The 23,870-nt window shown below is 71.9% G+C and carries 22 protein-coding genes; 10 read left to right on the top strand and 12 right to left on the bottom strand.

The features are described from left to right. Position 1 precedes the first annotated feature (1 nt). Genes FVE25_RS18925 through FVE25_RS18915 form a run of 3 tightly spaced genes read right to left on the bottom strand, consistent with a single transcriptional unit; the run spans position 2 to position 6,405 of the window. On the bottom strand, positions 2–4,180 hold the full coding sequence (locus FVE25_RS18925) for an nSTAND1 domain-containing NTPase (protein ID WP_157248269.1): 4,179 nt from the start codon (positions 4,178–4,180) through the stop codon (positions 2–4). After that, entirely contained in the window at positions 4,177–5,154 is a 978-nt protein-coding gene (locus FVE25_RS18920; RefSeq protein WP_157248268.1) for a hypothetical protein, read from the bottom strand. Before FVE25_RS18920 ends, FVE25_RS18925 begins: the two co-directional genes overlap by 4 nt. A 3-nt stretch (positions 5,155–5,157) precedes the next feature. Continuing rightward, positions 5,158–6,405, bottom strand: a complete 1,248-nt coding sequence (locus FVE25_RS18915; RefSeq protein WP_157248267.1) for a KAP family P-loop NTPase fold protein — start codon at positions 6,403–6,405, stop codon at positions 5,158–5,160. A 174-nt stretch (positions 6,406–6,579) separates the two neighbouring features. Between FVE25_RS18915 and FVE25_RS18910 the strand changes: the two genes are divergently transcribed. The 3 genes from FVE25_RS18910 to FVE25_RS18900 all read left to right on the top strand — a co-directional run bounded on the left by FVE25_RS18910 (position 6,580) and on the right by FVE25_RS18900 (position 10,320). Further along, positions 6,580–7,206, top strand: a complete 627-nt coding sequence (locus FVE25_RS18910) for a dihydrofolate reductase family protein (protein WP_157248266.1) — start codon at positions 6,580–6,582, stop codon at positions 7,204–7,206. A 90-nt stretch (positions 7,207–7,296) separates the two neighbouring features. Further along, on the top strand, positions 7,297–9,927 hold the full coding sequence (locus FVE25_RS18905; RefSeq protein ID WP_157248265.1) for a DUF6493 family protein: 2,631 nt from the start codon (positions 7,297–7,299) through the stop codon (positions 9,925–9,927). 105 nt (positions 9,928–10,032) lie between these two features. Continuing rightward, positions 10,033–10,320 (top strand): hypothetical protein, encoded by a 288-nt coding sequence (locus FVE25_RS18900; RefSeq protein WP_157248264.1) that lies wholly within the window; start codon positions 10,033–10,035, stop codon positions 10,318–10,320. Between the two features lie 123 nt (positions 10,321–10,443). Here FVE25_RS18900 and FVE25_RS18895 read toward each other — a convergent pair whose 3' ends face one another. The 4 genes from FVE25_RS18895 to FVE25_RS18880 form a co-directional block, all read right to left on the bottom strand. Continuing rightward, positions 10,444–10,662: a hypothetical protein gene (locus FVE25_RS18895; RefSeq protein WP_157248263.1), complete on the bottom strand. Its 219-nt coding sequence runs from the start codon at positions 10,660–10,662 to the stop codon at positions 10,444–10,446. Between the two features lie 127 nt (positions 10,663–10,789). After that, complete coding sequence (locus tag FVE25_RS18890; protein WP_246267154.1) at positions 10,790–11,281, bottom strand: YbaK/EbsC family protein; 492 nt, start codon at positions 11,279–11,281, stop codon at positions 10,790–10,792. Beyond that, on the bottom strand, positions 11,268–11,570 hold the full coding sequence (locus FVE25_RS18885; RefSeq protein ID WP_157248262.1) for an ArsR/SmtB family transcription factor: 303 nt from the start codon (positions 11,568–11,570) through the stop codon (positions 11,268–11,270). Before FVE25_RS18885 ends, FVE25_RS18890 begins: the two co-directional genes overlap by 14 nt. Before the next feature lie 24 nt (positions 11,571–11,594). Continuing rightward, on the bottom strand, positions 11,595–12,461 hold the full coding sequence (locus FVE25_RS18880; protein ID WP_157248261.1) for an AraC family transcriptional regulator: 867 nt from the start codon (positions 12,459–12,461) through the stop codon (positions 11,595–11,597). An 88-nt stretch (positions 12,462–12,549) separates the two neighbouring features. On the opposite strand from FVE25_RS18880, the gene FVE25_RS18875 reads away from it, so the two are divergent. The 3 genes from FVE25_RS18875 (at position 12,550) to FVE25_RS18865 (ending at position 14,814) form a co-directional block, all read left to right on the top strand. Continuing rightward, entirely contained in the window at positions 12,550–13,371 is an 822-nt protein-coding gene (locus FVE25_RS18875; protein WP_246267152.1) for an SDR family oxidoreductase, read from the top strand. Positions 13,372–13,442: 71 nt separating this feature from the next. After that, positions 13,443–14,012, top strand: a complete 570-nt coding sequence (locus tag FVE25_RS18870; RefSeq protein WP_157248259.1) for a DUF6506 family protein — start codon at positions 13,443–13,445, stop codon at positions 14,010–14,012. A gap of 43 nt (positions 14,013–14,055) precedes the next feature. After that, positions 14,056–14,814 carry a class I SAM-dependent methyltransferase gene (locus FVE25_RS18865; RefSeq protein WP_246267151.1) on the top strand — a complete coding sequence of 253 codons (759 nt, stop codon included), beginning with the start codon at positions 14,056–14,058 and terminating at the stop codon, positions 14,812–14,814. Positions 14,815–14,820: 6 nt separating this feature from the next. On the opposite strand, the gene FVE25_RS18860 is transcribed toward FVE25_RS18865, so the two are convergent. The 4 genes from FVE25_RS18860 to FVE25_RS18845 all read right to left on the bottom strand — a co-directional run bounded on the left by FVE25_RS18860 (position 14,821) and on the right by FVE25_RS18845 (position 20,537). After that, on the bottom strand, positions 14,821–15,276 hold the full coding sequence (locus FVE25_RS18860) for a carboxymuconolactone decarboxylase family protein (protein WP_157248391.1): 456 nt from the start codon (positions 15,274–15,276) through the stop codon (positions 14,821–14,823). A 211-nt stretch (positions 15,277–15,487) separates the two neighbouring features. After that, positions 15,488–16,276: an FHA domain-containing protein gene (locus FVE25_RS18855; RefSeq protein WP_157248258.1), complete on the bottom strand. Its 789-nt coding sequence runs from the start codon at positions 16,274–16,276 to the stop codon at positions 15,488–15,490. Between the two features lie 45 nt (positions 16,277–16,321). Next, entirely contained in the window at positions 16,322–18,163 is a 1,842-nt protein-coding gene (locus FVE25_RS18850) for a serine/threonine-protein kinase (RefSeq protein ID WP_181019627.1), read from the bottom strand. Between the two features lie 85 nt (positions 18,164–18,248). Continuing rightward, entirely contained in the window at positions 18,249–20,537 is a 2,289-nt protein-coding gene (locus FVE25_RS18845) for a serine/threonine-protein kinase (RefSeq protein ID WP_181019626.1), read from the bottom strand. A gap of 125 nt (positions 20,538–20,662) precedes the next feature. On the opposite strand from FVE25_RS18845, the gene FVE25_RS18840 reads away from it, so the two are divergent. The 4 genes from FVE25_RS18840 to FVE25_RS18825 all read left to right on the top strand — a co-directional run bounded on the left by FVE25_RS18840 (position 20,663) and on the right by FVE25_RS18825 (position 23,531). Next, on the top strand, positions 20,663–21,019 hold the full coding sequence (locus FVE25_RS18840) for a hypothetical protein (RefSeq protein ID WP_157248255.1): 357 nt from the start codon (positions 20,663–20,665) through the stop codon (positions 21,017–21,019). A gap of 107 nt (positions 21,020–21,126) precedes the next feature. After that, on the top strand, positions 21,127–22,665 hold the full coding sequence (locus FVE25_RS18835) for a N,N-dimethylformamidase beta subunit family domain-containing protein (RefSeq protein WP_157248254.1): 1,539 nt from the start codon (positions 21,127–21,129) through the stop codon (positions 22,663–22,665). A 25-nt stretch (positions 22,666–22,690) separates the two neighbouring features. Continuing rightward, the gene (locus FVE25_RS18830) at positions 22,691–23,110 is read left to right on the top strand and encodes an RNA polymerase sigma factor (protein WP_246267149.1); all 420 of its coding nucleotides are present in this window, start codon (positions 22,691–22,693) and stop codon (positions 23,108–23,110) included. After that, on the top strand, positions 23,103–23,531 hold the full coding sequence (locus FVE25_RS18825; RefSeq protein WP_157248252.1) for a hypothetical protein: 429 nt from the start codon (positions 23,103–23,105) through the stop codon (positions 23,529–23,531). Before FVE25_RS18830 ends, FVE25_RS18825 begins: the two co-directional genes overlap by 8 nt. Here FVE25_RS18825 and FVE25_RS18820 read toward each other — a convergent pair. Then, positions 23,528–23,809 (bottom strand): hypothetical protein, encoded by a 282-nt coding sequence (locus FVE25_RS18820; protein WP_157248251.1) that lies wholly within the window; start codon positions 23,807–23,809, stop codon positions 23,528–23,530. The two genes, FVE25_RS18825 and FVE25_RS18820, sit on opposite strands and share 4 nt — an antisense overlap. Positions 23,810–23,870 lie beyond the last annotated feature (61 nt).

The following is a 23,870-nucleotide window of genomic DNA, read 5'->3' as shown; positions in this document are numbered from 1 at the left end:
ATCAGCACACCTTGCGGTAGGGCAGGTCCGGGACGTAGGTCGCCCATTCCTGCTGGGTGAACTCTCGGTCGGCGATCACGCACGCGCTGCGGACGGGATCCGTGACAGGCGGCACCGTCCAGAACCGCACGGTGCCGTCCAGGCTCGCCGCCGCCAAGGTCTTGCCGTCAGGCAGGTACGTCACGGACGTCACGCTGTCCGTGAACCCGGTCAAGGTCCTGCCGACCTGGCGATGGGACACCACATCCCAGAGCCGGACCGTCCGGTCGCGGCTTCCGGTGGCGAGCGTCCGTCCATCAGAGGAGAAGGCCACCGTTTCGATGCCGGCGGTGTGCCCGGTGAAAGGCGGGCCCAGGAGCCATGATGTCGCTACGTCCCAGAGCCAGACCGTCCCGTCGAGGCCAGCCGTCGCAAGGGCCTTGCCGTCCGGGCTGAATGCCAGCGCTAACACGGAATCCATGCGGCCGGAGAACCTGGTCAGCCGGGGCGTCTCGCCGGACATATCCCAGAGGCTCACGTCTCCGCTCGCGTCAGCTCCCGCCAGCATCCTGCCATCGGGGCTGAAGGAGAGGGACTGCAGGGGGGATCCAGAACCGGACAGTCGAAGAGAGGGCCTGCCCGTGGCCGGGTCCCAGACGTGGACCGACCCGTCCTGTCCCGCTGCCGCGAGCAGACGCCCGTCGGGACTGAAGGCGACCGCATGCGCGGCTGCCGAGGAAAGCGTACGTGCGGTCCGCGACGCGCGATCGACCTGCCCCGCCTTGAGGCGCCACCACAGCACTTCGTCGCCGCGTGCGGCGGCGATCCATGAGCCGTCCGGACTGAAGGCCATCGAGCTGACGTCTCCGGCGGCGTCGGTGAGCGCGCTCCCTGCGGAGACCCGCGTGCTGACATCCCACAGGCGGATGACCCCTTCCGTCGTCCCCGTCACGAAGGTCCGGCCGTCCGGGCTGAAGGCCAGGGCCGACACCGGACTCCTAGCGCTAACGCTAGGTTCCGTGACCGGACGGGTCAGCACGCTCTCAAGGCTGACCCGGGCCTCCTGGGTCGGGCTGGTCCGCCAGGCTGCAACCGCAAGGAGGGCGGACAGGCGCGGGTCCGTTGCGAAAGAGGCGCTGCGCTCAGCCAGAAGGCGAGAGGTGGCCTCGGCCCGTTGCTCTCCGGCAACCCTGCTCTCCTGGAGCGCCACGACCGCGGAACCCGTCGCGACGACCGACAGAACGATCAGGGCGATCATGATGAGATTGCGCAACCGGGCGCCGCGGCGATGTGCTCGCATGCTGGCGTCGACAAACGCCTTGGCCGTGCCTGGTACTTCGCCCGACTCCACGTGCTCCCGGTCGTGGAGAACGGTCCCGAGCTGGGTGCCCCGGTAGAGGAAGGCCGGGTCGCGGCCGGAACCCTCCCACTCGGCGGCGGCGTCAAGAAGCTGATGGAACCGGAGCAACTGTTCCCGATCCGCCGCCAGCCACGCCCGGAGGCGTGGCCAGGTCTGCAGGAGGATCTCGTGCGAGATCTGCACGGTTTCCTCGTCGAGGGTGATGAGCCGGGCGTCGCTGAACGCCATCACGACTTTGAAGTCCCCATCGCCCAGCACCTCTGCTCGCCTGACCACGCGGCGCATGGGGACGCCTTCGCGGGTTACGGTGACGAGTTGCCTGAACAACTCTCGCGCGGTGGTCCGCTCTTCGGGCGTCAGCGAGTCGAGGACCTCCTCGGCCCGCTGCGCCACCCCCGCGGCGACTCCCCCACTGCGCCTGTACGCCTGGACGGTGAGCCGCCCGTTCTCGCGTCCCTCCCACACCGTGAACATCGCCATGGCCAGCAAGGGGAGGGCACCGGCCGCATAGGTGCCGCTGGAGGTGCGCAGATCAGCGAGGATGGCCTCGACCAGCCCGGGCTCGACGGCGAGACCCGCCGCCCTGGCCGGTCCTTCGATGGCGGCCCGCAGGTCGATCTCCCGCATGGGACCAAGGACGAACAATCCCTCCCCGAGCGCCGTCACCAGCTCAGGATGGTCGGCGCACCGGTCGATGAAGTCCGCCCGCACCGAGATGATCACGTGTGCCTTGCCCGGCCCGGTGGCGATCGCGTGCAACGCGGTCACCGTCGCCGCCCGTTCAGCCTCCTCGGCCATGGTGAAGAGTTCCTCGAACTGGTCGATCACCAGAATGAGCCCAAGCTCGCCGACCGGTACTCTGCGGCGGGCCGTGTCAGCCGCGAGCGCCTGGCTCGCCAGAAGCCGGGCGTCCTGGGGGCGAGCGAGCAGGGTCTGTCTCACCGTCGGCGCGTCCAAGCCCGACAGGACCGAGAGGTGGACGGCCAGTTCCGACAGCGGGGTTCTGCCCGGGGTGATCAAGATCTGCGGCCAGCGGGCTACGTCCGCGCCCAGGGCTCCACCCGCCAGCGCGGACAGCAGGCCGGCACGCAGCAGCGATGATTTGCCCGCACCAGACGCCCCCGTCACGATCAGCGGACCGGCGTCCCTCTCCGCCAGCCTGTCGACAAGGGCCGCGACTTCGTTCTCGCGCCCGTAGAAGATCCCGGCGTCTTCCTCCCGGAACGGGGCGAGTCCCCGGTACGGCGCCGCCCTCGGGCCGAGCCGGAGCGACGACGCCTCGAGCCCGCGAGCCTGGCCGCGCAGCCGGTCGAGAGAGTGTACGCCGGCGAACACCACCACCTCGTGGGCGACCCGGCGAAGCGCGGAGAGCGCCGCGGGACTCGCGTACCCGGCGACGATCAGCAGGACCCGGGCCGGCCATCCGCGCTCGCGGGCCTGCTCGAGCAGCTTGAACCGCTCTGACAGCCGGGCGGCCTGCGCGATGGTGTAGACCGGCCCCTTGACCTCGATGAGGAGCTGGGGGCCGACGTCGGACAAGACCGCGAAGTCCGCCACGACCCCGTCGCCCCGCCAGTCCCGCACGTAGGCGGCGCGCTCGTCGAGCAGCCACGCCTCGACGGCCAGTTCCACGTCCGCGAGCGTGATGAACGCGGCTCCGACGACCTCTCGCACAAGGTCGGTGCCCACCATGAGCCGCAGGCCGCCCTCCGCGCGGGCCGCCTCCACGACACGGTAGGCGAGCTGGAGCAGGATCCGGATGTTGCCGCCGCTCACCCGGAGGAGGTCGTTCACGGCGGCGACCTGGAACCCGGCGACTCCCGAGGCGTTGCCGACATAGGCCGCAAGCACCTTGCCCGCCTCGCCGGGAGTGATGACCGAGGTGTCCACATGGCTGCCGCCGAAGCGCTGCCGCAGGTCGTCCGGCAGCGCCTGCCAGGCCGCCGTGCTGCCCGCCAGCACCAGCATCCCGGCTTCCTGCGGAATGCGTTCGACCAGCGAATGGAGCAGCCCCAGGTTGGCCGGTCGCCCGAGGACGGGGCGCTCGCACTGGTCGATGATGATGATGATCGGCCACCCGACGCGGGTGCACAGCGCGGTGAGAAGCTGGAGGCCGTACCTGCACCGATCCGGATCGTCGAGAGGCCCGGCGACGCCGAGCCGTTCCTCGTCCGCCGGATCCAGTTCGCGCCCGGTGAACCAGGCGTAGGCCGCCTCCTCGTTCGCCGGTTCGAGCAGCGCCGCCAGCGCGCGCTGGAACTCCTCGCCGTTGCCGGAGACCCGTTCCAGCTCGCCGGCCTCGGCCTCCAGCACCGAGCCCGGCTCCACCAGCAGCTCGTCGTAGAGCAGGGACAGCCGGTCCGGATCGTCCAGGACGGCCGCGAGCAGGCCGGGCTCGGTGCCCGTGCCGGAGCGCGCGCCGAGCTGCTCGACGGCGAGCACGCCCCGGAACCTCTGGCTGAGCTCCCTGAGCCGGTCGCGGCCGACCTGGCTCATCAGCCGCCGGTAGACGGCCACGAAGTCGTCGTCCTGGGCCTTCACGTACAGCCGGAGCGCACCGGTCTCCCGGGCCCGCCCGGCCGTCTGGCCGAGTGCGTAGCGGATCGCGTGCGTCTTGCCCGAGCCGTGCTCGCCGTGCAGGAAGACGGCTTGGCCGCTGTTGCGCGCGCGTGCGGCGGCCTCGTCGAGGTAGCGCTCGACGAGCCCGGTCAGGCGTGCCACCGCGCGGAGCCGGACGGTGGGACCGGTGATCTCCGTGTCCAGGATGTCGGCGTCCCGCACGTGCTCTTCCATGCTCATGGTTCCGCGCGCGGGGAACGGGTTGCGCGGCCGGGCCGTCACGACGCGCCTCCCATCGTCTTGAGCATGTCGAGGGTCGCGGTCATGAAGCGCTGCCCGATCTCGAGGTCGGTGTTGTGCGGCCAGGCGCCCTGCTCGGAGCTGGTCCGGAGCCTGAAGTCGATCCAGGCGCCGAGCATCTTGACGACGGACTTGATCGGAGCCGGTTCGCACCACACCGCTTCGAGGCTGTCGGGCGGGAACGGGCTCGGCAGCGGGGACGCTCCCTTCCAGCGTGCCTCGGCCACGCAGCGGATCTGCGGGCCGTCCAGCGAACGCAGCGAGACGATGTGCACGCCGAGCGAGCGGAGCTCGTCGAGCATCGGCGTGTTCGCGTGTTTGTAGGCGCTGTGGGTGAAGACGGCGATGGACCGGCTGTCCTCGAACACCTTCTGCATCTTGCCGATCAGGTCGGCCTGGCGCAGGCCCTCGAACACGGCCGCGAAGCCGTACTCCCCCGAGGGGTGCCCGGACAGTTCGCCGCGCAGCCGCCTGGCCAGGGTCCGGTAGCGGCTGGGGTAGATCGTCTCCCCGCTGGTGGCGCCGATCGTCTCGATGGCGTCGAGGGCCTCCTGCAGCTTGGGCGAGAGGGTCAGGTCCGCCTTCTCGATCTCGTTCTGCAGCTCGACCATCGCCGCGGTCACCCACTCGACGGCGCGGTTGTTCTCGATCGCGACCCTGGCCACCAGCAGCCGCCGGTCCAGGCCGCGGATCTGGCGGTGGAGGTCGAGGACGTGGTTGGCGACGGAGGTGCGGCCGGTGAAGTCGGTGCCGCTGACCACGACGAAGGCCGACTCGCCCGACTCCGCCCTGGCCTGGAGGTAGGCGCCGAGGGCTTCCGTGGCGGCGGCGTAGCCGTTGACGTCGACGAGCAGGGCCCGATGGCCGGCATGCGTGAGCGGATCGAGCGGCTCGACGCGGTACGGATTACCGCCGCTCAGCCCGTAGAGCTCGTAGCGTAGCGCCGCCTCGGTCATCCGCTAGCTACCGAGCATCATGATGTAACGCGACACATCATCCTGCACCTCGGTGAACACGGTGCCCGAGAAGACGGCGCTCAGATATCCCTGCGATCGGTAGAACTTCTGCACCGCCGTCTTCATCGCCTCGGCCTCGACCTGGCCGTAGATCTCGATGAGCCGGTCGGGGTGGCCGAGCCGCAGGCGCCCGCCGTACATGGCCTCGAGAGCCGCGGCCAGCCCCGGCCGGACGGCGATCGCCGCGTAGAGCTCGGGGCTCTGCACGCGCAGGACCACCAGCCTGATCAGGACGTCGAGGCGCAGGTCGGGGTCGCCGCTCCTGGTCACCGTCCGCAGGATCGAGCACGTGTTCAGCACCCGCTTGATCCGGCGCGGATTGGGCGCCACGATCGCGCGCAGCAGGCCGGCGTGCGCGGCGAGCTCACCGGTGAGGCCCAGCCCGGACAGGTATCCGCCGGCGTCGAGCGGGGGAAGGTAGAGCGGTAACTGGATCATCTTGTCGAGGTACTCGTCGCCGATCTCGACGACCTTGTCGGGACCGAAACCGAAGTCCTTGTACTTGACCGCGACCCCGCGATCGACCACGTTCTTCGCGACCGCGATGACGACGAGGACGTGACGCAGGTCGAGGAAGAGCTTCACCGACTCGAGCAGGTCGATGATCTCGTGCGGCTCGCAGCGGTCGAGGTCGTCGACGAGAATCAGCAGCCGCGCCCCCTTCGCGGCGACGTCGTCGGCCTGCTCCTGCAGCGTCCGCCGGAGATTGCGCATCTCGCTCTCGACCTTGCCGCGCTGCTCGGCGTAGCGCTCGGCCAGCTCGCCGATCCTGTCCATGGTCACGGCTCCGCCCGAGAGCCTCTTGAGCAGCGCGTCGGAGGTCAGGTTGGCGATCACGTAACCGAGCTTGCCGGCGACCTCGCGAAAGCGGTTGCCCCGATCCTCGGCCAGCGCGTCGTGCAGCGTGTGCAGGAGCGGCAGGAGCATGTTCGGCTCCCGGCGGTGGACCCACGGGTTGAAGTGCACGCGGACCACCCGCTCGGCGTGGTCCTCGGCCAGCCGCTGGTCGAGCATCCGCAGCAGGCTCGACTTGCCGCTCCCCCACGGGCCGAACACGCCGATGGTGAACGGGGTCTCGGTGGCCGCGTCGGTGATGACCTCCGCGAGCGCGTCGGCGTAGCGGGTGAAGTCCAGCCGGTCGCCGAGGAGGCTCACGGGCGCGTCCGACAGCACGAGGAAATCGCTCTTCACGCCGGCGCCTTTCGCAGAGCCCGCCCTGTCACGGGGATTATCCAGCCTCGGATCCGCCCGGGCCGCGACTTCGGCCAATCTCGTGCCGCGCGGGTGTCGATTCGGGGCGGCCGGGATTGTCGTGGTCGGTAAAGGGGCGCCGATCCCGGCGGCCCGTGAAGGAAGGAAACGGGCATGCGCAAGCTCATGGTGACGGCGTTCATGTCACTGGACGGCGTCGTGCAGGCGCCGGGCGGCGGCGAGGAGGAGGACGACGGCGGATTCCAGCACAGCGGCTGGGGCGTGCGGTACTTCGACGAGCCCCTCATCGCGGCGATGGCCGAGCTGACCGGACGAGCCGGGGCACTGCTGCTCGGCCGCAGGACGTACGACATCTTCGCGGCCACCTGGCCGCTGGCCAAGGCCGGCGACCCGATCGGGGATCGGATGAACGGCCTGCCGAAGTACGTCGCGTCGCGGACGCTGGACTCCGTGGCCTGGCAGAACGCGAGCCTGCTCACCGGCGACGTCGCCGCGGCGGTCGGCGAGCTCAAGCGGGGCGAGGGCGGTGAGATCCAGGTGCACGGCAGCGCCCGCCTGGTGCAGACGCTGCTCGCCCACGACCTCGTCGACGAGTTCCACGTGCTGGTGTTCCCCGTGCTGATCGGATCCGGCAAGCGGCTGTTCGCGGACGGCACCATGCCCGCCGGGCTCAAGCTGACCGGCACCACCACATCCGCCAGGGGTGTCATCACCTGCACCTATGTGCGGGACGGCGCGCTGGAGTACGGCGTGATGGGCCCGGAGACGGACAACTGGTAACCGCCGCCTGATCCAGACTGCGGGGCCCGCCGTACATCCGCGCACGGACGGCTCACCGGGTTGTCGGTGGCGATCACTAGGCTGCCGGCCGTGATCGAGAACACGGTGGGCCCGGCCGTGCAGTACGTGCTCGGGCGGATCGAGAACGGATCCGTCGCGAGCCTCGTGACGGCCCTGAACGGCCTCGGCGACGACGACCGGCGCGCGCTGGCCCGGCTGTTGCCCGCTCACCTGGCCGAGCGTACGCGCGCCGGGGCCGACGGAGGGCGGGTCGTCACCCGCTACCGCCTGGCCGGGGCGGCCTGTTTCGGCGGGGCGGAGCAGGTGGCCGCCTGGCTCTACCGGCGGGAGCTGGCGTGGGTGGAGACGGGCGACGACACCGGCCACGTCCTGGCGGTGCTGGCCCGCCGGCCCGAGACGTGGCGCCGCGACCTGGCCGTCCGGCTGGTGCGGCGGCTGCGGCCGGGCACCGGGCCGCTGTGGTGGCGCATGCAGGCGCGGGGCAACTGGGAGCTGGCCGCGGCATTGGTGGCCGAGACCGGGGCCGAGCCGCCGGAGAACGACGCGTTCGTGGCCGGGTGGGTGGCACGGCTGGCCTACCGGCAGCGGATGCGGCGCGAAGCGCCGGCGCTGGGCGACGACCGGCTGCTCGATCACATGCTGCCGCGGCTGTTCCAGGCGCAGGGCGTGGCGGAGGTGCTGGAGTCGAACCGGCTCTGGTCCGACGGCCCCACCATCGTCGGCGAACTGGCCGCGCTGTCCGCGACGGGCCGGGTGCCGCGCCAGGCGCTGCTCGACGGGTGCGTGAGCCGGTTCCTGACCGGGGTCGTGGCGGGTGAGGCCGGGCCCTTCGTCGCGCTGTGGCGGGAGCTGGCGCCGCGGGTGGCCGAGATCCCGGTGGCCGACCTCGTGCGGATGCTGCCGTCGGCGTCCTCCCCTGTCGTCCAGCTCGCGGTGGAGGAGCTGCGGCGGGCCGAGTCCGAGGGGGCGCTGGCCGACGAGTTGTTCGCCGAGGCGGCCGAGGCGCTGGCGTACCGGCCGGAGAAGAAGTACATGACGGCCGCGGTGAAGTGGATCGCCGCCGCCCCGCCGCCCAGGGGCGGCCGCGCGGTGGGCGCGCTGGCGGCGGTGTTCCTCGTGGACACCCCCAGCCTGCGCGAGCGTGCCGTCCGGGCCGCGGTCAAGCTCGCTCCGCACGCCTCCGCGCAGGACCGGGACGCGGTCCGTGAGGCGGCCGCGCGGCTCCCCGCCGACCTGCGCGTACGGCTGGCCGCCGGGTTCGGCGCGGTGGAGGAGATCACGGAGGACGCCGGGGCCGCCCCCACGCTGACGGCCAGGCCGCTGCCCGCCCCGGACCCGCCCATCGCCTCGGTGGCGGAGCTGGCCGCCGAGCTGGGCAGGCCGCTCTGGCCGGAGAGCCCGGCGCGCTTCGAGCGCATCCTCGCCGCCCTGGTCACCCTGACCTGTCACGACCGCGACGCCGTCGTGGCCGGGCTGCAGCCGTGGTGGGAGTCGAACTGGCAACATCCGTTCGACGCCGGCGCGTACGCGTCCTGGTACGGCGAGGACATCCGCTTCCTGCTGGAGCGCTGTGCGCTGGCCGTGGTCTCGCCCGCCGACAGCCGCGCGCTGACCGCGGCGTGCGGCGAGCACCGCGGGCCGGACACCGACCCGGCGCCGCAGCGCTTCGTCCGGCGGCGCTTTCTCGAGGTCGTGTCCCTGCTCGAGCGCGGTGAGACGATCCCCGTGCTGCTGGCCACGCCGACCTCGGCCACCGGGCACGTCGACGCCGCCACCCTGGTCGCGCGCATGGAACTCCTCGGCGAGGCCGAGCCGCCGGCGCACGACTTCGCGCAGGCGCTGCTGCGGCTGCCGCGCCTGATCGAGCCTGAGCCGGTCGCGCGGGCGGAGAAGCTGCCGTCCCGGGCGGGCCGGCGGCTGGCGGAGGTGCTGCGGGCCGGCGGGCTGCCCGATCCCGTCGTGACCTGGGCCATGGAGAAACACGCCCGCCCGGCGTACTACCACGAGTCCCTGGAGGAGGCGCACGCCCGGCTCGTGCCGCCGGAGGGCGTGCCCGAGCAGGTGGCCGTGGTGTGGACGCTAATGCCCAAGACCGGCTATCCCGCCTACTCCCGGGACATGGTGTGGTGGCCGCCGATCATGCCCTCCCACCGGGAGGCGGCGGCCGCGCAGGTCCTGGAGTGCCTGCCGTGGTTCATGACCGGCAGCGACGGCCAGGTGGCGGTCGTGGCCGCGCTGGCGCACGGCGACGGCCCGGCGGGCCTCGCGACGGCGAGCGCGATCGTCATCGGCATGGGCCACGACCGGGCCGCCGAGCGGGCCAAGGCCGCCGACGCGATCATCACGCTGGCCGCGCACGGGGAACTGCCCGCCGGCGACCTGGGCCTTGCCGTGGCCCGCCTGGTCCGCGGCGAGCAGGTCAAGCTCAACCGGGTCACCGGCGTCCTGGACGAGGTCACGGCGGCCGGGGCGCACGCCGAGGTGTGGGCCGCCCTGGCTCGGGCGCTGCCGCTGCTGCTGCCCGGGCCGGGCGAGAAGGTCAGGGCGGGGCTGGGCGAGCTGCTCAAGGTCGCCGTGCGGGCAGCCGCGCAGGCGGGGGCCCGGGCCGAGTTGCCGGGGCTGGCGGAGCTGGCCGCGCGCAAGGGATCGAGCCTGGTGCTCCACGAGGCCCGGCGGCTGCGCGAGGTGATCTCCGCCTGATGTGAGGAATCCACATCGACTGGTGACGGGTGCCTCTGGGCGGCGTCTAGCGACATTCCTAGCGTTTGGTGCGAAATGCTCAGCATGCGCCAAGGAGGGAACACCGTGCCACTCATCCGGCGCTCCACCGTCGTGGCCCTGGCCGCGGCGGCCCTCGTCACCTCGCCGGCCGTGGGCGGCGCCGCCCACGCCGCCGCGGGGTCCTACACCTGCTTCGGCGGCACCGTCACCGGCGGGCACATCTCGGCCAACCCGTGCGACGGCTGGGGCGGCGTCAACGTCCTGGTCACGCTCCGGTTCGGCGCCAACGCGGGCACCTATCGCTGCCAGAGCGCCTTCTCCTGGAACGGCTTCCTGGGAGCGGACGGCTGCCGGCGCGAGCCGGCGTCATGAGAAGGCCGAGCCTCGCCCTCGCCGCGGTCGCCCTGGCGGGGATGTACCCCCGGCCGGCGACCTTCGCCTGCCAGAGGGCCCTCCTGACCCAGGGAGGGACGGTGATCGCCGGCGGCTGCCGAGCTACTTGTCCTCGCCGGTCTTCCTGTCGTCCGGGTGCTCGACGACCTGGTCGTAGGTCGTGGGGAAAAGCGCCCGGAACGCGGTGTCCACGCCACCGCCCAGCACGATCTTGCCCTCGCTTGTGATGTCCCGGATGTGATCGACCTGGTACTCGTGGACATCACGCGCGGACGAGTGCGGGAACTCCGGCGGCTGCCCGCCTTCTGCGCTCTCGGTCATGGAACGCCCCTTCACCCGGAATGCGCCTTCTGCTGATCACCCTACTCGGGCCCACCACGCGGCCGAGCAGGATCTCGCCGCACGACGGCCGTTCCCGGCCGTCGTTCCGTTCCGTCAGGACGACGATTCAGGGTGCGATGCGTTCGATCCGGGGCGCCGCCACGCGCCGGTAGTCGTCGGTGGCCAGGGCGATCGAGCGGTCCAGCCGGGCGGCGTTGAAGAACACCTCGGGAGAGCGGAGCAGCGCCGGATCGGCGATCAGCTCCAGGCGGGGGTGGTAGCTGAAGGGCAGGACCGTGCCGCTCACGCTGCCGGCCAGTTCCTCGGCCTTGTCCTTGGCGGCGAAGGCGGCGTAGGTGCCGCCCAGCAGCGCCTTGACCGCCTCCAGGTCCACGCGGGCGTCGCCGGGCACCACGGCCAGGACGTAGCGGGTCTGCTTCTTCCCGGTCTTGACCATGACGACCAGGCATTTGGCGGCGTGCGCGACCTCGTGCCCGCGCAGGGCGCTGACCAGTTCGGTCCGCCCTTCCGGCGCGTGGTCGATCAGCCGGTAGCACGCGCCCGCGGCGTCCAGGTCGCCGATCAGCCGCTCGTAGACGTCGATGTCACCAATCTCCACTCAGCATCTCCTTGACCGCGGCGATGCGTTCCTCATCGCGCTGGTAGAACACCCACTGCTTGATCTTCTTGCTGCGCAGCAGCCCGGCCCGGCCGAGCACCTTGAGATGCTCGCCGCAGGTCGGCTGGCTCACGCCGAGCTTCTCGGCGATGAACAACGAGCACACCCCGTCACGCACCAGGTCACCGTCGCGCTGCGGCGGGAAGTGCGCCTCCGGGTCGCGCAGCCACTCCAGGATCTGCAGCCGGTTGTCGTTGGCCAGCGCCTTGACCAGATCCGCCTCGAGCATGAAGGCATTATGGCAATTAGCTAATTACCTGTCTAGCAAACGGGCCTCGCCGTCGACCGGGTCCGCGTTCAGCCGCCGGTACTCGCTCGGACTGACCCCCAGCACCCGCTTGAACGCCGAGCTGAACCCGAAGGCGTCCGCGTACCCCACCCGCCGCGCCACCGTCGCGACCGTCGTCTCATGCGCCCCCGCCAGCAGGTCGGCGGCCCGGGCCATCCGCCAGTCGGTCAAATAGGCCATCGGCGGCCGCCCGACCGTCTCGGTGAAGTGCTTGGCCAGCGTGGTCCGCGAGACCCCCGCCTCGGCGGCCAGCGACGCCAGGGTCCACGCCTGCTCCGGCGCCGCGTGCATGGCCCGCAGCACCGGTCCGGCGATCTCGTCGCTGAGCGCGCGGTACCACCCGGGCCGGTTGCCGTCCTCCAGGTCGAACCAGTCGCGCAACGTGCACACCAGCAGCCAGTCGAGCAGGCGGTCGAGCACGATCTGGCGGCCGGGGCGGCCGTCGGTGAGCTGTGCCTCCAGGAAGTCCCGCATCGCGGCGCAGCCATGCTGGTCGGGCACCACCAGGGCGGGCGGCAACACCGACAGCAGCCGCCGGGGCAGCTCGCCGCGCAACCGGTAGGTGCCCACCAGGAGCACGGTCTCCTCATCGCCGCCGGGCTCCCCGCCGGCCGTGAACGGCTCCGGGCCGCGCATGATCGCGGTCTCCCCCACCTGGATCACCCGCGTGTCGTCGCCACGCGTGAGGCGGGCCGTACCTCGCAGCGGCGAGCACAGGGTGAGCGAGGAGCCCTCGGCGAAGGACATCTCCCACGGCGGCGCCAGAACGGAACGGTCGAAGATCGCGGAGTCGCCGCGCACACCACGCAGCAGGTCATCGTAGAGGTCCACGCCCCCACGATAGGCGCGCAGACGATCGCCTATGGACCGCGGACGCTCACCGATGCCCCGCACTGACCTGTCCGTATTGACTGGTCGCATGAACGAGATCCTGGTACTTGGCGCGACCGGCAAGACCGGTCGCAGGATTGTCCCGCAGTTGCGCGCGAAGGGCCACAAGGTGCGCGCGGCCTCGCGTTCCGGTGAGACGCTCTTCGACTGGACCCGCCCCGAGACGTGGGCGCCCGCCGTGGCGGGCGCGGGCGCGGTGTATCTCATCGCACCCGACGACCCCGCCCCCGTCCACGCCTTCGTACGGCAGGCCGAGCAGGCGGGCGTGGGCAGGTTCGTGGTGTTGTCCGGGCGCAACATGGACAAGGTGACCAACGGCTTCGGCGAGGGCATGAAGACGGCCGAGGCGGCGGTGCGCGAGACCGGCGCCGAGTGGACGGTCATCCGGGCGAACAACTTCCACCAGAACTTCAGCGAGGACCTCTGGCTGGAGCCGGTGCGCCAGGGACGGCTGGCCCTGCCGGTCGGGGCGATGACCGAGCCGTTCATCGACATCGAGGACGTGGCCGCGGTGGCCGTGGAACTGCTGACCGGCGGCGGCGAGCCCGGGCAGGTCTACGAGGTGTCCGGGCCGGAGGGCCTCACCTTCGCCGAGGCCGCGGAGATCATCGGCGCGGCGGCGGGACGGCCGGTCCGCTTCGAGGAACTGACCCCGGAGGGCTACCGGGCGGAGCTGACGGCGCTGGACTACCCGGAGGAGGTGGTGAGCACCCTGGACACGATGTTCGCCCTGATCCGCGCCGGGCTGGTCACGGGACTCGGCGACGGCGTGCAGAAGGCGCTGGGCCGGGAGCCGGCCGGGTTCCGCGACTACGCGCGCCGGACGGCGGCCACGGGCGTCTGGTCCTGACCGGCATTCCTTGACCTCAATATTGGTTGAGGTAGCAAGCTGCTCTCAGACACCTCGAAGGGAGCAGGACCATGAGCAAGGACCGAGTGATCATTTACGAAGAGGCCGGGGCGGACCCGCAGGCCGACGTCCTGGTGATCGACAACGAGCACGGCCGGACCCGGGTCCGCGCCGTCCCGGAACCCGGACAGCTGGCCGGCCTGGTGAGACAACTGGCCGACGAGGGCGCCGACCGGTTCGAGCTGTGCGGCGGATTCGGGGCCGTGTGGCAGGCCGAGGCGCGTCGCGTCCTGGGCGAGAGGGCCCCGGTCGGCGCGATCTACTACGGCTTCGAGTCCCTGGCCTCCATCGCCTCCTACAAGGCGCGTTTCGAGGCGGGCGAGGTCCTGGCCGAGGCGTTCCTCATCGTGCACGAGGGCGCCGACCCCGGCTCCGACCGCGTGGTGCGCCACCGGGACGAGGGCGGCCGCACCACCCTCGTGGCGGTGCCCGACCTCGCCACCGCGGCCGAGGTGGCCGCCGAGATGGCCGGCGGGCTGCAGCTCATCGAGCTGTACGGCGGGCGCCGCCCGGACGACGCCGAGCCGGTCATCCGGGCCGCCGTGGACGCCGGCGTGCCCGTGGGCATGAGCGCGTTCTGAAGATCGTCCGCACGGCGCAATTCGATGGACAACCCGGAGGTCCATGACCATCGTTGACGGCATGCAGCAGGAGGACATCTGGGACTTCGACGCCGCCCAGCACTATGACACCCCGGGCGTGGGCATGTTCGCGCCCGAGACCCTGGGACCGGCCGTGGACCGCCTGGCCGAGCTCGCCGGTGGCGGCCCCGCGCTCGAGTTCGCCATCGGAACCGGGCGCGTGGCCGTGCCGCTCGCGGCGCGGGGAGTGCCCGTCACCGGCATCGAGCTGTCGCCCGCCATGATCGACCGGCTACGTACGAAGGCGGACGAGTCGGCCATCCCCGTGATCGCCGGTGACATGGCGACCGCGCTCGCCCCGGGGAAGTACGCGCTGGTCTACCTGGTCTACAACACAATCTCCAATCTCCTTACCCAGGCGGAGCAGGTCGCCTGCTTCCGCAACGCCGCCCGCCACCTGCTGCCCGGCGGGCGGTTCGTGATCGAGCTCTGGGTGCCCGAACTGCGCAGGCTGCCACCGGGCCGGCGGGCCACCGTCTGGCAGTGCGAGCCCGGCTACATCGGCTTGGACACCTACGACGTGCTGCGTCAGCACGTGGTGTCCCATCACTTCAGGTTCGGCGAGGGCAAGCAGGCCGAGCTGTTCCGCAGCCCGCACCGCTACATCTGGCCGGCCGAGCTCGACCTCATGGCCCAGCTGGCCGGGTTCGAGCTGGAGACCCGGCACGCGGACTGGTCCGGTGCCGAGTTCACCGCCGAATCGAGTTCCCACGTGTCCGTGTACCGCGTCCCGCCCGGCTGAGGCCGGTCAGCCCCAGGCGCCGGCGATCTGCCGGGTGGTGGCGTTCAGGCGGTTGAACAGGTTGGTGACGCCGATCATCATCACGATCGCGGCCAGTTGCTTCTCGTCGAAGTACGTGGCGGCCGTGTCCCACACCTCGTCGCTCACCGCGTCGGCCCGGTCGGCCAGCCTGGTCGCCGCCTCGGCCAGCGCCAGCGCCGCCCGCTCCTCGTCGGAGAAGTACGGCGCCTCCCGCCAGGCCGCGACGGTGGCCAGCCGCTCGTCGCTCACCCCGGCCTTGCGGGCCGTCTTGGCGCCGCCGTCGACGCAGGCGCTGCACCCGTTGATCTGGCTGACCCGCAGGTGCACGAGCTCCAGCGTCTGCCCGTCCACGCCACCGGCGTGCACGGCCTTGAAGATGTCCTGGATCGGCTGCATCGCGCCGGGCAGGACGTAGGCGGGGTTCTTCATACGGGACTGCATCACGGTTCCTCCTGGTCTGGTCCGCTCCCCGGTTCCCCCGGGGGCGTGACACCATCACAGCCGAACGGCCTCGCCATGACGACGCCGATGGGACACCGTGGGACACCTGACAGGACTCCGACCTGCGGCGACGCGGCCGGACAAGGCTCTTCGGCCATGGGACAGGGGCAGGCTCAACGGCCGCCCTCGTCGAAGCCCTGCGGGAGCGCGGTCAGTCGTGACGATCGTCCTCCACCCGTTCGTCCTCCACCCGTTCGAGGTCCGGCGGCACGAGCGTCGTGGAGTCGACCAGCCCCCTCAGCAGGTTGTGCAGGAGGCTGTTGTCGCTGGGCCGCCCCATCCCCATGTCGTGGGTCAGCGGATACGGGAACGCCATCTTGTTCAGAGTGCGCCGCACGGTCTCCACCCTCGCCTCGATCTTGCGCTCGGTCCAGTTCTCCTCCGGCCGGATGGAGGTGAGGTACTCGGCGGCCTGCCGGTAGGTCAGAGGGCGCGGGTTCTCCTCGTACAGCAGATACCGCCGGCCCAGGACGATGAGAAGGATCCGTTCCATCTCGTCGAGCGGCCAGATCTTCGGCGGCAGCGTCTCGGCCCGGCGGCGCGGGATCAGGCCCTCGTCGTCGTCGCCGGTCACGTACAGCTCGACCAGGTGCTCGCGGTAGCCGGAGCCCTTCACGAACAAGGGCGTGTAGCCGGTGGCCAGCGGGATGGGGTCGGTCGTGGTGTGCATGAGCCGGCCGCGCGGCAGCCGTACCAGCTGCTGGCCGATGTTGCGCAGCCACCACTGCCGACGGCGGTAGGTGAGCTCGCCGTGCCGGCGGCTCACGTGCAGGTCGTCCTCACCGACGCCCAGGTCCACCTCCGGTTTCCCGGCTCTGCCGAACTTGACGGTCGCGCCCGGCCGCGGGGCCGCCCGGACGCCGCCGGTGACGGAGCGGGCGTGCAGGGTGCCGGCAGGAGAAGGCGAGACGCCACGGGCGAGGGTGTCGGGGAAAGACATCGCGAGTCTCCTTCGAAGATCACGGGCACCGGACGGCCCGCGCCTTCAGGATCCATTGCCCGTTTCGGGACCCGTCCCGAGACTCACCGCCGCGGACCCGGTGAGCCTTCTGGCCAGCCCGCAGAGCCGATCGGCGGAGCCCGAGCCGGTGACGCGGACGTTGAGGGTCTCCGCCATCCGGCCGATGCGGTTGGTGTAGGTGCGGTAGACCAGCTGGCCCAGGCAGTCGCCGTCATCGGGGAACAGGTAGGCGCGATACCCGTTGAGCCGGGTGGCCGAACCGTCCGCGGCGTTCGGCGGCCGGCCCTGGTCGAAGCGGACGTCGAGCCAGAGCTTGCTGGTCGTGCTCTCCCACGCGCACTGCCAGCTGCCGAACCCGGCTTCCGGGCTGTTGGCGTCGATGCCGGGGATGACCTCGAGCGCGCGGGCGGGCAGCAGCGCGCAGGCGTCCTTGTGCGCGAGCGACCGCGGAGGGATCGTACGGCGGGGCAGCGGGCCCCGGTTCAGCACGGCCACGGCGCTGCCGGTGGCGACGTCGGCCATGGCGCACAGCGCGTCCCTGCCGCCCTCCTCGCGTTTGGCGGTGACCAGGACGTTGAGGTCACGATCCCCGTCCAGCAGCAACGTCCGCTGGCACGAGTCGCTCTCGGGCCGGTGTTCCACGATGCGGACCCGGCCCACCGCCCGCACGGGCGACGGCTGCTCGGTGTCCGGGTCGCGGTTGAAGTCCACGTTGACGTCCACGACGTCGCCGTCCGGCGGATCCACCAGCACGTCGCACCGGTCGAAGCCGCCGTAGGAAGGGTCCAGCTGGGTGTCGCCGAACCCGCCGAGCGCGGCGGCGTCGGTCAGCGCGCACGGGTCGATCGTCCGGGGGTCGCCGATGACGGACCCGGCCTTCTGCGCCTCCGCCCCGGGGCGGCCGCCCTTGCCGGGCTCCGGGCGGGGCTGGGCGATGGACAGGACCACCGCCACCACCACCAGGGCCCCGACGGTCACGCCGGTCGCCCGCGGGTGGTTCCTGACGGCGGCGACAAGGACGCTGCCGGGCCCGGCGACGGCCTCCCCGGCCGTCCAGAAGTCGTCCGTGTCGCGGGCGAGGGCGGCCGCCGTCGTGTCGCCGGCGATCTCCGTCATCCGGCGCACGACCTCCGCGGCGACCGGGCGATCCTCGGGATCCTTGCTGAGCATCGCGCGCACGACGCCGTCCAGCACGCCGAGATCGGCCTCGAGCGTGACGCGCCCCTGCGCCGCGAGCGAGCCGCTCCCCCGCCGCGGCGGCGAGCCCGCGACGAGCGCGTAGAGCATCGCGCCGAGGGAGAACACGTCCGAGCCCCGCACCAGCCGGCCGCGGATGACCTCGGGGGCGGCGTAGTCGGGCGTGTAGCTGATGGCGTTGTTCGGGGTGATGGTCTCCTGGCCGCCGACGCGGTAGGCGGCGCCGAAGTCGGCGAGCTTGACCGTGCCGTCGCCGGTCACCACGACGTTGCCGGGCTTGATGTCGCCGTGGACGATGCCCTCGGCGTGCAGGACCACCAGGGCGCCGGCAACCTGCGCGCCGACGCTCGCCGCGACCTCGGGGGGTACGGCCGGCCTGCCGTACAGGCTGCCGCCGGAGACGTGCTCCATGACCAGCCAGGACGTGGCCCTGCGCCCGCGTCCGGCCTGGACGGCGTCGAACAGCGTGACGATGTGCGGATGGTTGAACCGGGCCAGCGCGCGGGCCTCGGCCTGCAGCGCGCTGAAGCCGCGGACGCTGTCGTGGCCGGTCAGCATGCGTTTCAGGACGACGCCGCGGCCCAGCTTCTCGTCGCGGGCCAGCCAGACCTCGCTGGTCCGGCTGCGGATGGGACCTTTGGTGAGCCGGTAGCGACCGCCGACCGACATGCCCAGACGCACCGTGGTTCCCTTCGGCGGGGACGGAACACTGCGCACTTTACCGAGCGATGTACCGGGAAGTCAGCGCCTTGGTTCAGGAGATCGGTCCTGCTTCCTTTCTCCACCAATCGAGCAGAACGCCGCGCTCCAGGGTGTTGAACGCGAACACCTGGATCTTCAGCTTTTCGTTGGTCCACGAGAGGTACGTCTCGCCGGAGCCGCTCTCGCCGCACAGGAGGTGGCCGGCGACCTTGCCCCCGATCGTGTACGGGCCGTCGCCGCGGAAGGTCCGCGAGCCCCTGTCGCACGGGCCGCCGTCGGGGGCGTCCGCCGCGTAGTTCCGCCGCATCGTGGCGGCGTCGCCGTACTGGTAGTAGAAGACGACGCCCGCGCCGGCCGTGGGGCCGCACGCCACCGCGATCACCTTCGCTTCGCGCACGTTGCTCTTGACCTGTTCCGGGGTCGGCCTCAGGCAGTTGACCTTGGACGCCTCGGGGACGCGGGCGAGCAGGGCCTGCTCCTCCTCGGTCGGGAAGGGCGGCGTGGCCTGGGCGTTGGCCGCCTTGATCACCGTTGCGGAGGAGGGGTCGCGGGACTCCTCCCACCACGTGCCGAGGTCCTCGGCGTCCTTGCCGGTGGCCTGGCCCATCAGGAGCAGCGGTTCGACGGTCCACTCGACGACCGGCGTGCCCTGCTTGTGGCAGAGGACCTCGCCGAGGCGGACGCTCTTGTTGTCGTAGGTGGAGTGGCCCAGGAACTTCGCGGGCTTCTCGTTCACGCAGTACTTCTTCGGCGCTTTGATCCTGGCGACCTGACCGGCGTGGCTGCGGCGCAGCCCGTCCAGGCTGGCGAAACGGTAGTAGGCGACGTCGTCCACACCCTGGTCGGTCGGCGTGCAGACCACGCCGGCGACGACGTCGCGGAACTGGTCCAGCGTCCCGGCCTCGGCGCGCTTGCAGTCCGTCTGCCCGACCAGGCTCATGATCTCCTGCTCCGGTTTCGCGGGGAAGCCCGGCGCCTTGGTCCAGGCGACCCACGCCTGCTGGAGTTTGAGCACGTCCGCGGTACGGCCCCGCATCCGCGCCAGGGTCTTCTGCCTGTCGTCGGTCCATACGAGCCAGGCCGCCGCGTTCTGCTCGAAGCACAGCAGCCGGCCCTGGGGGGCGCCGACGTTCGGGTAGCGGTGCTCGGCTCCCGACTTGTTGGAGCAGTCGCCCTGTTCCCTGCGCACGTTCGCCTCGCGCAGGGCCTGGTCGTAGGCCCTGGCCAGGCCGGCGTCGGAGTCGTACAGCCCGACCAGGACGACCTGACCCGACGCCCGGCAGCTCAGCGACGCGGCCGGCAGCGGCGGGCCCGCCGCGTCGCCGGCCCGCTCGCACGCCCCGCGCACCGCGGCCGGCACGCGGGCCAGCGTCGCGGGGTCGGCCGCCCACGGGCGCATCAGCGCGACGGCCCCGGCGACCAGGACCAGGACGGCGAGCGCCGCCAGGATCAGCTTGTGCGTGCGCGTGAACCCGCGCACGGGGCCCGCGGCCCTCACCGCCTGGCCGGGAAGGGCCGCGGCCAGGTGGCCGCAGGTGGCGAAGCGCTCCTCCGGCCGCTTGGCCATGGCGGTCGCGACCACGTCGTCGATGGCCGGGGCCAGGTCGGGCCGGCTGTGCGTGACCTTCGGCGGCGCCTTGTGCAGGTGCGCCCACAACACCGCGGACGGCTCGCGGTGCGGGAACGGCTTCTCGCCGGTCAGGCACTGGTACAGGACGGCGCCCAGGGCGTAGACGTCGGTCCGCCGATCGATGCGGCCCGAGCTGAACTGCTCCGGCGCCGCGTAGTCCATCGTCCCCAGGAACTGGCCGGCGGTCGTGAGGGAGGCGGCCGACTCGACCTTCGCGATGCCGAAGTCGCACAGGTAGACGTGGTCGGCGGTGTCGATCAGGATGTTGCCCGGCTTGACGTCCCGGTGCACCAGGCCGGCCTCGTGGGCGGCGTCCAGCGCCGCGGCGACCTGGCCGACGATGCGTCCCGCGCGCGCCAGGCCGAGCCGGCCCTGGTCGCGGATCACCTGGCCGAGGTCCCCGCCGTTCACGTGGCGCAGCACGAGGTAGACCGTCCCGTTGACGTCGCCGCTGGCGTACACGGGGACGATGTTCGGGTGGTCGAGCCCGGCCGCGATGCCCACCTCGCGCGTGAACCGCCGGCGGAAGCCCGGGTCCCCGGCCAGGTTCGGGTTCATGACCTTCAGCACCACCCGGCGCGGAAGCGTGCGGTCCTCGGCGAGGTAGACCGAGCTCATCGCGGTCTGGGAGATGATCCGGAGAATCCGGTAGCCGGGCAGTTGCCGCATCACCTCGGGTGGTGACGCGAACCAATCGACCGTGGAATCCACGCCAGGTCCCTCCGAACGCCGGAATCGTGCCGGTGCCGTCTTAGCATCGCGGCGCCGGGACCGGTCCCAGCCGGGGCGGTGCATCATCGGGGCTGACGATGCCGAATACCGCTGAAAGGGATGCCATGCGCCGTACGACCTTCACCGCCGTAGCCCTCGCCGCCGTCATGGTCGCGACGCCGTTCGCCGTCACCGCTCCGGCGAGCGCCGCGGCCAAGCCGAACCTCCGCGCCTGCTACGACGGAAAGTGCAAGATCACGATCACGAAGGCGGTGAGCTTCCGCGTCGCTCCACGCTACCGCCTGGGCCGCCTGCGCGTCTCCAGGGTCTGGAGCAGCACGTTCAGCCAGTACCTGGTGCGCGTGGAGGCGCCCGGCCTCACCGGGACGATCAGCGAGGGCGGCCGGGGCCGGCTCAACAGCCTCGACTACCGCGTCCTGTCGATCACCGGCAAGGGGGCGACGATCCGCTTCGAGGGCTGACTCGGCGACCGGTCAGACCGGGCGCTTCCGGACTCTTGAGGGGAGCTTTGCCCCTGTCAGAGCCCCGCTGACCGGCCGAATCCCCATTTCCCGATGATCATGGGGAAATGGGGACACAAGATCTGAGCCGCCGCACCGCGCTGCACGGCGGGCTGGCGGCGATCGGCAGCCTCGCCCTTCCGCCGGTCGCACCCGGCCCGGGCGAACCCGCGCCCGTGAAGGAGGAGAACCGGCACCAGGGCGATCCCGGCTGGAACGGCGGCCGCCTCCGCTCCTTCGACGACCTGCGGGACATCCAGGGGTATCCCTCCTCCCCCAGCGTCAACCTGGGCGAGTCCATCGCCTTCCACGTCTCGACCGGTTCGCGGGCGATGCCGTTCCGCGTCGAGGTGCACCGGATCGGCCACTACGCGGGCGCGGGAGCGCGGTTCATGGTGCGGAGCCCCGTGCTGCGCGGGGTTCCGCAGCCGATCCCCCGGCAGGGCGAGCACGGCGTCATCCGGTGCGGGTGGAAGCCGTCCTGGCGGTTCACCGTCCCGCGCTCGTGGACGTCGGGGCTGTACATCGCCTCGTTCGTGGACGCGCACGGCCGCCGGGGGCAGGCTCCTTTCGTGGTGCGCGACGACCGGGCGAAGAGCGCCCTCCTGGTGATCCTGCCCTTCACCACCTACCAGGCGTACAACCTGTTCCCCGCCGACGGCAGCCTCGGGGCCAGCCTCTACTACGGCTACGTGCCGGCCTCCGACACGGCCCGGCTCGGCCAGCCCGCCCCGGACGGCGGCGTCTACCAGGCCAAGGCCGTGCCGGGGAAGAACTACGTCATGCACTACCCGGCCAGGGCCAGGACCGTCTCCTTCGAACGGCCCTTCGCCTGGCACGGGCTGCCGTCGGGATTCCACCTGGACCTGGCCTTCGTCAGGTGGAGTGAGGCCATGGGCCTCGACGTGTCCTACGCCGCCGGCACCGACCTCGACGCGGGCCGGGTACGGCCGGCCAGGCATCGGGCGCTGGTCTTCTGCGGGCACGACGAATACTGGTCCAGCCGCATGCGCGACGCCGTCGAGGGCGCGGTGGACACCGGCGTGAGCGTGGCGTTCCTGGCCGCCAACAACGTCTACTGGCGGGTCCGCCTCAGCGGCGGGGACCGGCCCGACCTCACCTGCTTCAAAACCGATCCCGACCCTCAGGACGAGCTCTCCACCAACACCTGGCGCGCTCTGGGCGACCAGGGCGAGCACGCCGAGCAGCGCCTGCTGGGCACGCAGTATCTGGGCATCGTCACCAGCCCGGCGCCGTTGATCGTCCGCGACCCGCGGCACTGGTTCTGGCGCGGTACGGGCGTGCGCGACGGCGACGCCCTGCCCGGCCTCGTCGCCGGTGAGGCCGACGGCCTGGCGCCCGGCACGCCTCGGCCGGACGCGGCCAGGGCCTGGTTCCTGTCGGAGTCGCCGGTCGCCACGACCCAGGGGACCACGATCCAGCGCACCAGCCTGTACCAGGCGCCCAGCGGGGCCTGGGTGTTCAACGCCGGAACGCTGGGCTGGACCCCGGCGTTGCTGACCGACGCGCGCATCCGGACCGCCACGGCCAACCTCCTGCGGCGGATGGCGAGAACCCGATCCGGCGCTTCGGGTGAAAGCGGGTGACGGCACCGAGGAACGGAGCGCACGCTTGACCCCTGACGTGGGCCTGGACGACGCGGAACTGATCCGGCGATCCGGGAGCGACCCCGCCGGCATCGCCGCCAACCTGATCGGCAAGCACCGCCGTACGGAACAGCGCTTCTACCTCGCGCTGGCGAGGACCGGCGTGGACGAGGTGGCGGAGAGCTACGCCGACCGGGTCGAGGCGCGGGTGTCGGCGTCGGCGGCGCAGCGCGAGCTCGCGGAGGCGCTCGCGGTGTTGTCGCCGGAGGACCGTGAAGTCCTGCTGATGATCGCCTGGGCGGATTTCAACTACGAGGAGGTGGCGCTGGCCCTGGGCATCCCCATCGGCACGGTCCGCTCGCGGCTGCATCGCGCCAGGAAGAAGACGCGCGCGGCGCTGGGCGGCGTCGACCCGTCGGCCATCAAGGAGGCAGACCGTGGATGACCTGAAGATCCTCGCCGAGCTCCGGGCGGACGCGCCGCTACCGGACGCCGACCGGCTGCGCGGGCTGCGCCGCCGCGCGACCCGGCGCCGGCGGTGGCCCGTGATCGTGCCGTCCCTTCTGGTCACGGCCGTGGCGGCGGTGACCGTGGTGATCGTCGCCTCGACGAGCCGGGCGCCGGAGGTGCGGCCCCTGCCCGCCGTGGAGACGGTCCTTCTGAACTCGGAGACCGTCCTGGAGCGGGCGGCCAGGACCGTCGAGAAGCGGGCGGCCGCGCCGGAGCCCCGGCCCGGGCAGTGGCAGTACACCAAGACTCTGAACGTCCAGCCCGCGGACGGCCGGACCACGACGCAGGAGGGCGCGGTCTTCGCCGATGTGTTCCTGGCGGCCGGCATCGTCGACCGGCCCGGTGACGTCCCCTAGTGGGGACGGGCGGCGGTGGCGTACAGCGCCCAGATCTCGTAGGCGACGAAGGCCAGCGCCGGCGCCCCGATCGCCACGAGCAGCCGCCCGGGGCGGCGCAGGCGCTCCTCCCCCTCGGGCGGGGCCGGGTCCGGTGCCGGGATCGGCGCCGGGACCCGCAGGCCGGGGTGCCAGCCGGACGGGAACGAGGTGGCGTGGTAGGCCCCGCACCCGGGACAGCACGCCTCGGCCGACCACGGCGGCTGGACGGTCACCCCGGCGCGCAGCCACACCTGCACCTCATGACCGTGGTCGTCGGTGAGGCGGCGGGCGATGCGGCACGGAAGGTTAGCGAAGACT

This window comes from Nonomuraea typhae, from assembly GCF_009760925.1.
Taxonomy (GTDB): Bacteria; Actinomycetota; Actinomycetes; order Streptosporangiales; family Streptosporangiaceae; genus Nonomuraea; species Nonomuraea typhae.
This window is presented reverse-complemented; position numbering and strand designations above follow the sequence as displayed.

Coding starts and splice junctions, on each gene's coding strand:
- FVE25_RS18840 (WP_157248255.1), top strand. CDS start 20,663: ATGCGCCGTACGACCTTCACCGCCGTAGCCCTCGCCGCCGTCATGGTC.
- FVE25_RS18920 (WP_157248268.1), bottom strand. CDS start 5,154: ATGACCGAGGCGGCGCTACGCTACGAGCTCTACGGGCTGAGCGGCGGT.
- FVE25_RS18835 (WP_157248254.1), top strand. CDS start 21,127: ATGGGGACACAAGATCTGAGCCGCCGCACCGCGCTGCACGGCGGGCTG.
- FVE25_RS18870 (WP_157248259.1), top strand. CDS start 13,443: ATGAGCAAGGACCGAGTGATCATTTACGAAGAGGCCGGGGCGGACCCG.
- FVE25_RS18885 (WP_157248262.1), bottom strand. CDS start 11,570: ATGCTCGAGGCGGATCTGGTCAAGGCGCTGGCCAACGACAACCGGCTG.
- FVE25_RS18895 (WP_157248263.1), bottom strand. CDS start 10,662: ATGACCGAGAGCGCAGAAGGCGGGCAGCCGCCGGAGTTCCCGCACTCG.
- FVE25_RS18860 (WP_157248391.1), bottom strand. CDS start 15,276: ATGCAGTCCCGTATGAAGAACCCCGCCTACGTCCTGCCCGGCGCGATG.
- FVE25_RS18910 (WP_157248266.1), top strand. CDS start 6,580: ATGCGCAAGCTCATGGTGACGGCGTTCATGTCACTGGACGGCGTCGTG.
- FVE25_RS18855 (WP_157248258.1), bottom strand. CDS start 16,276: ATGTCTTTCCCCGACACCCTCGCCCGTGGCGTCTCGCCTTCTCCTGCC.
- FVE25_RS18865 (WP_246267151.1), top strand. CDS start 14,056: ATGACCATCGTTGACGGCATGCAGCAGGAGGACATCTGGGACTTCGAC.
- FVE25_RS18850 (WP_181019627.1), bottom strand. CDS start 18,163: ATGTCGGTCGGCGGTCGCTACCGGCTCACCAAAGGTCCCATCCGCAGC.
- FVE25_RS18875 (WP_246267152.1), top strand. CDS start 12,550: ATGAACGAGATCCTGGTACTTGGCGCGACCGGCAAGACCGGTCGCAGG.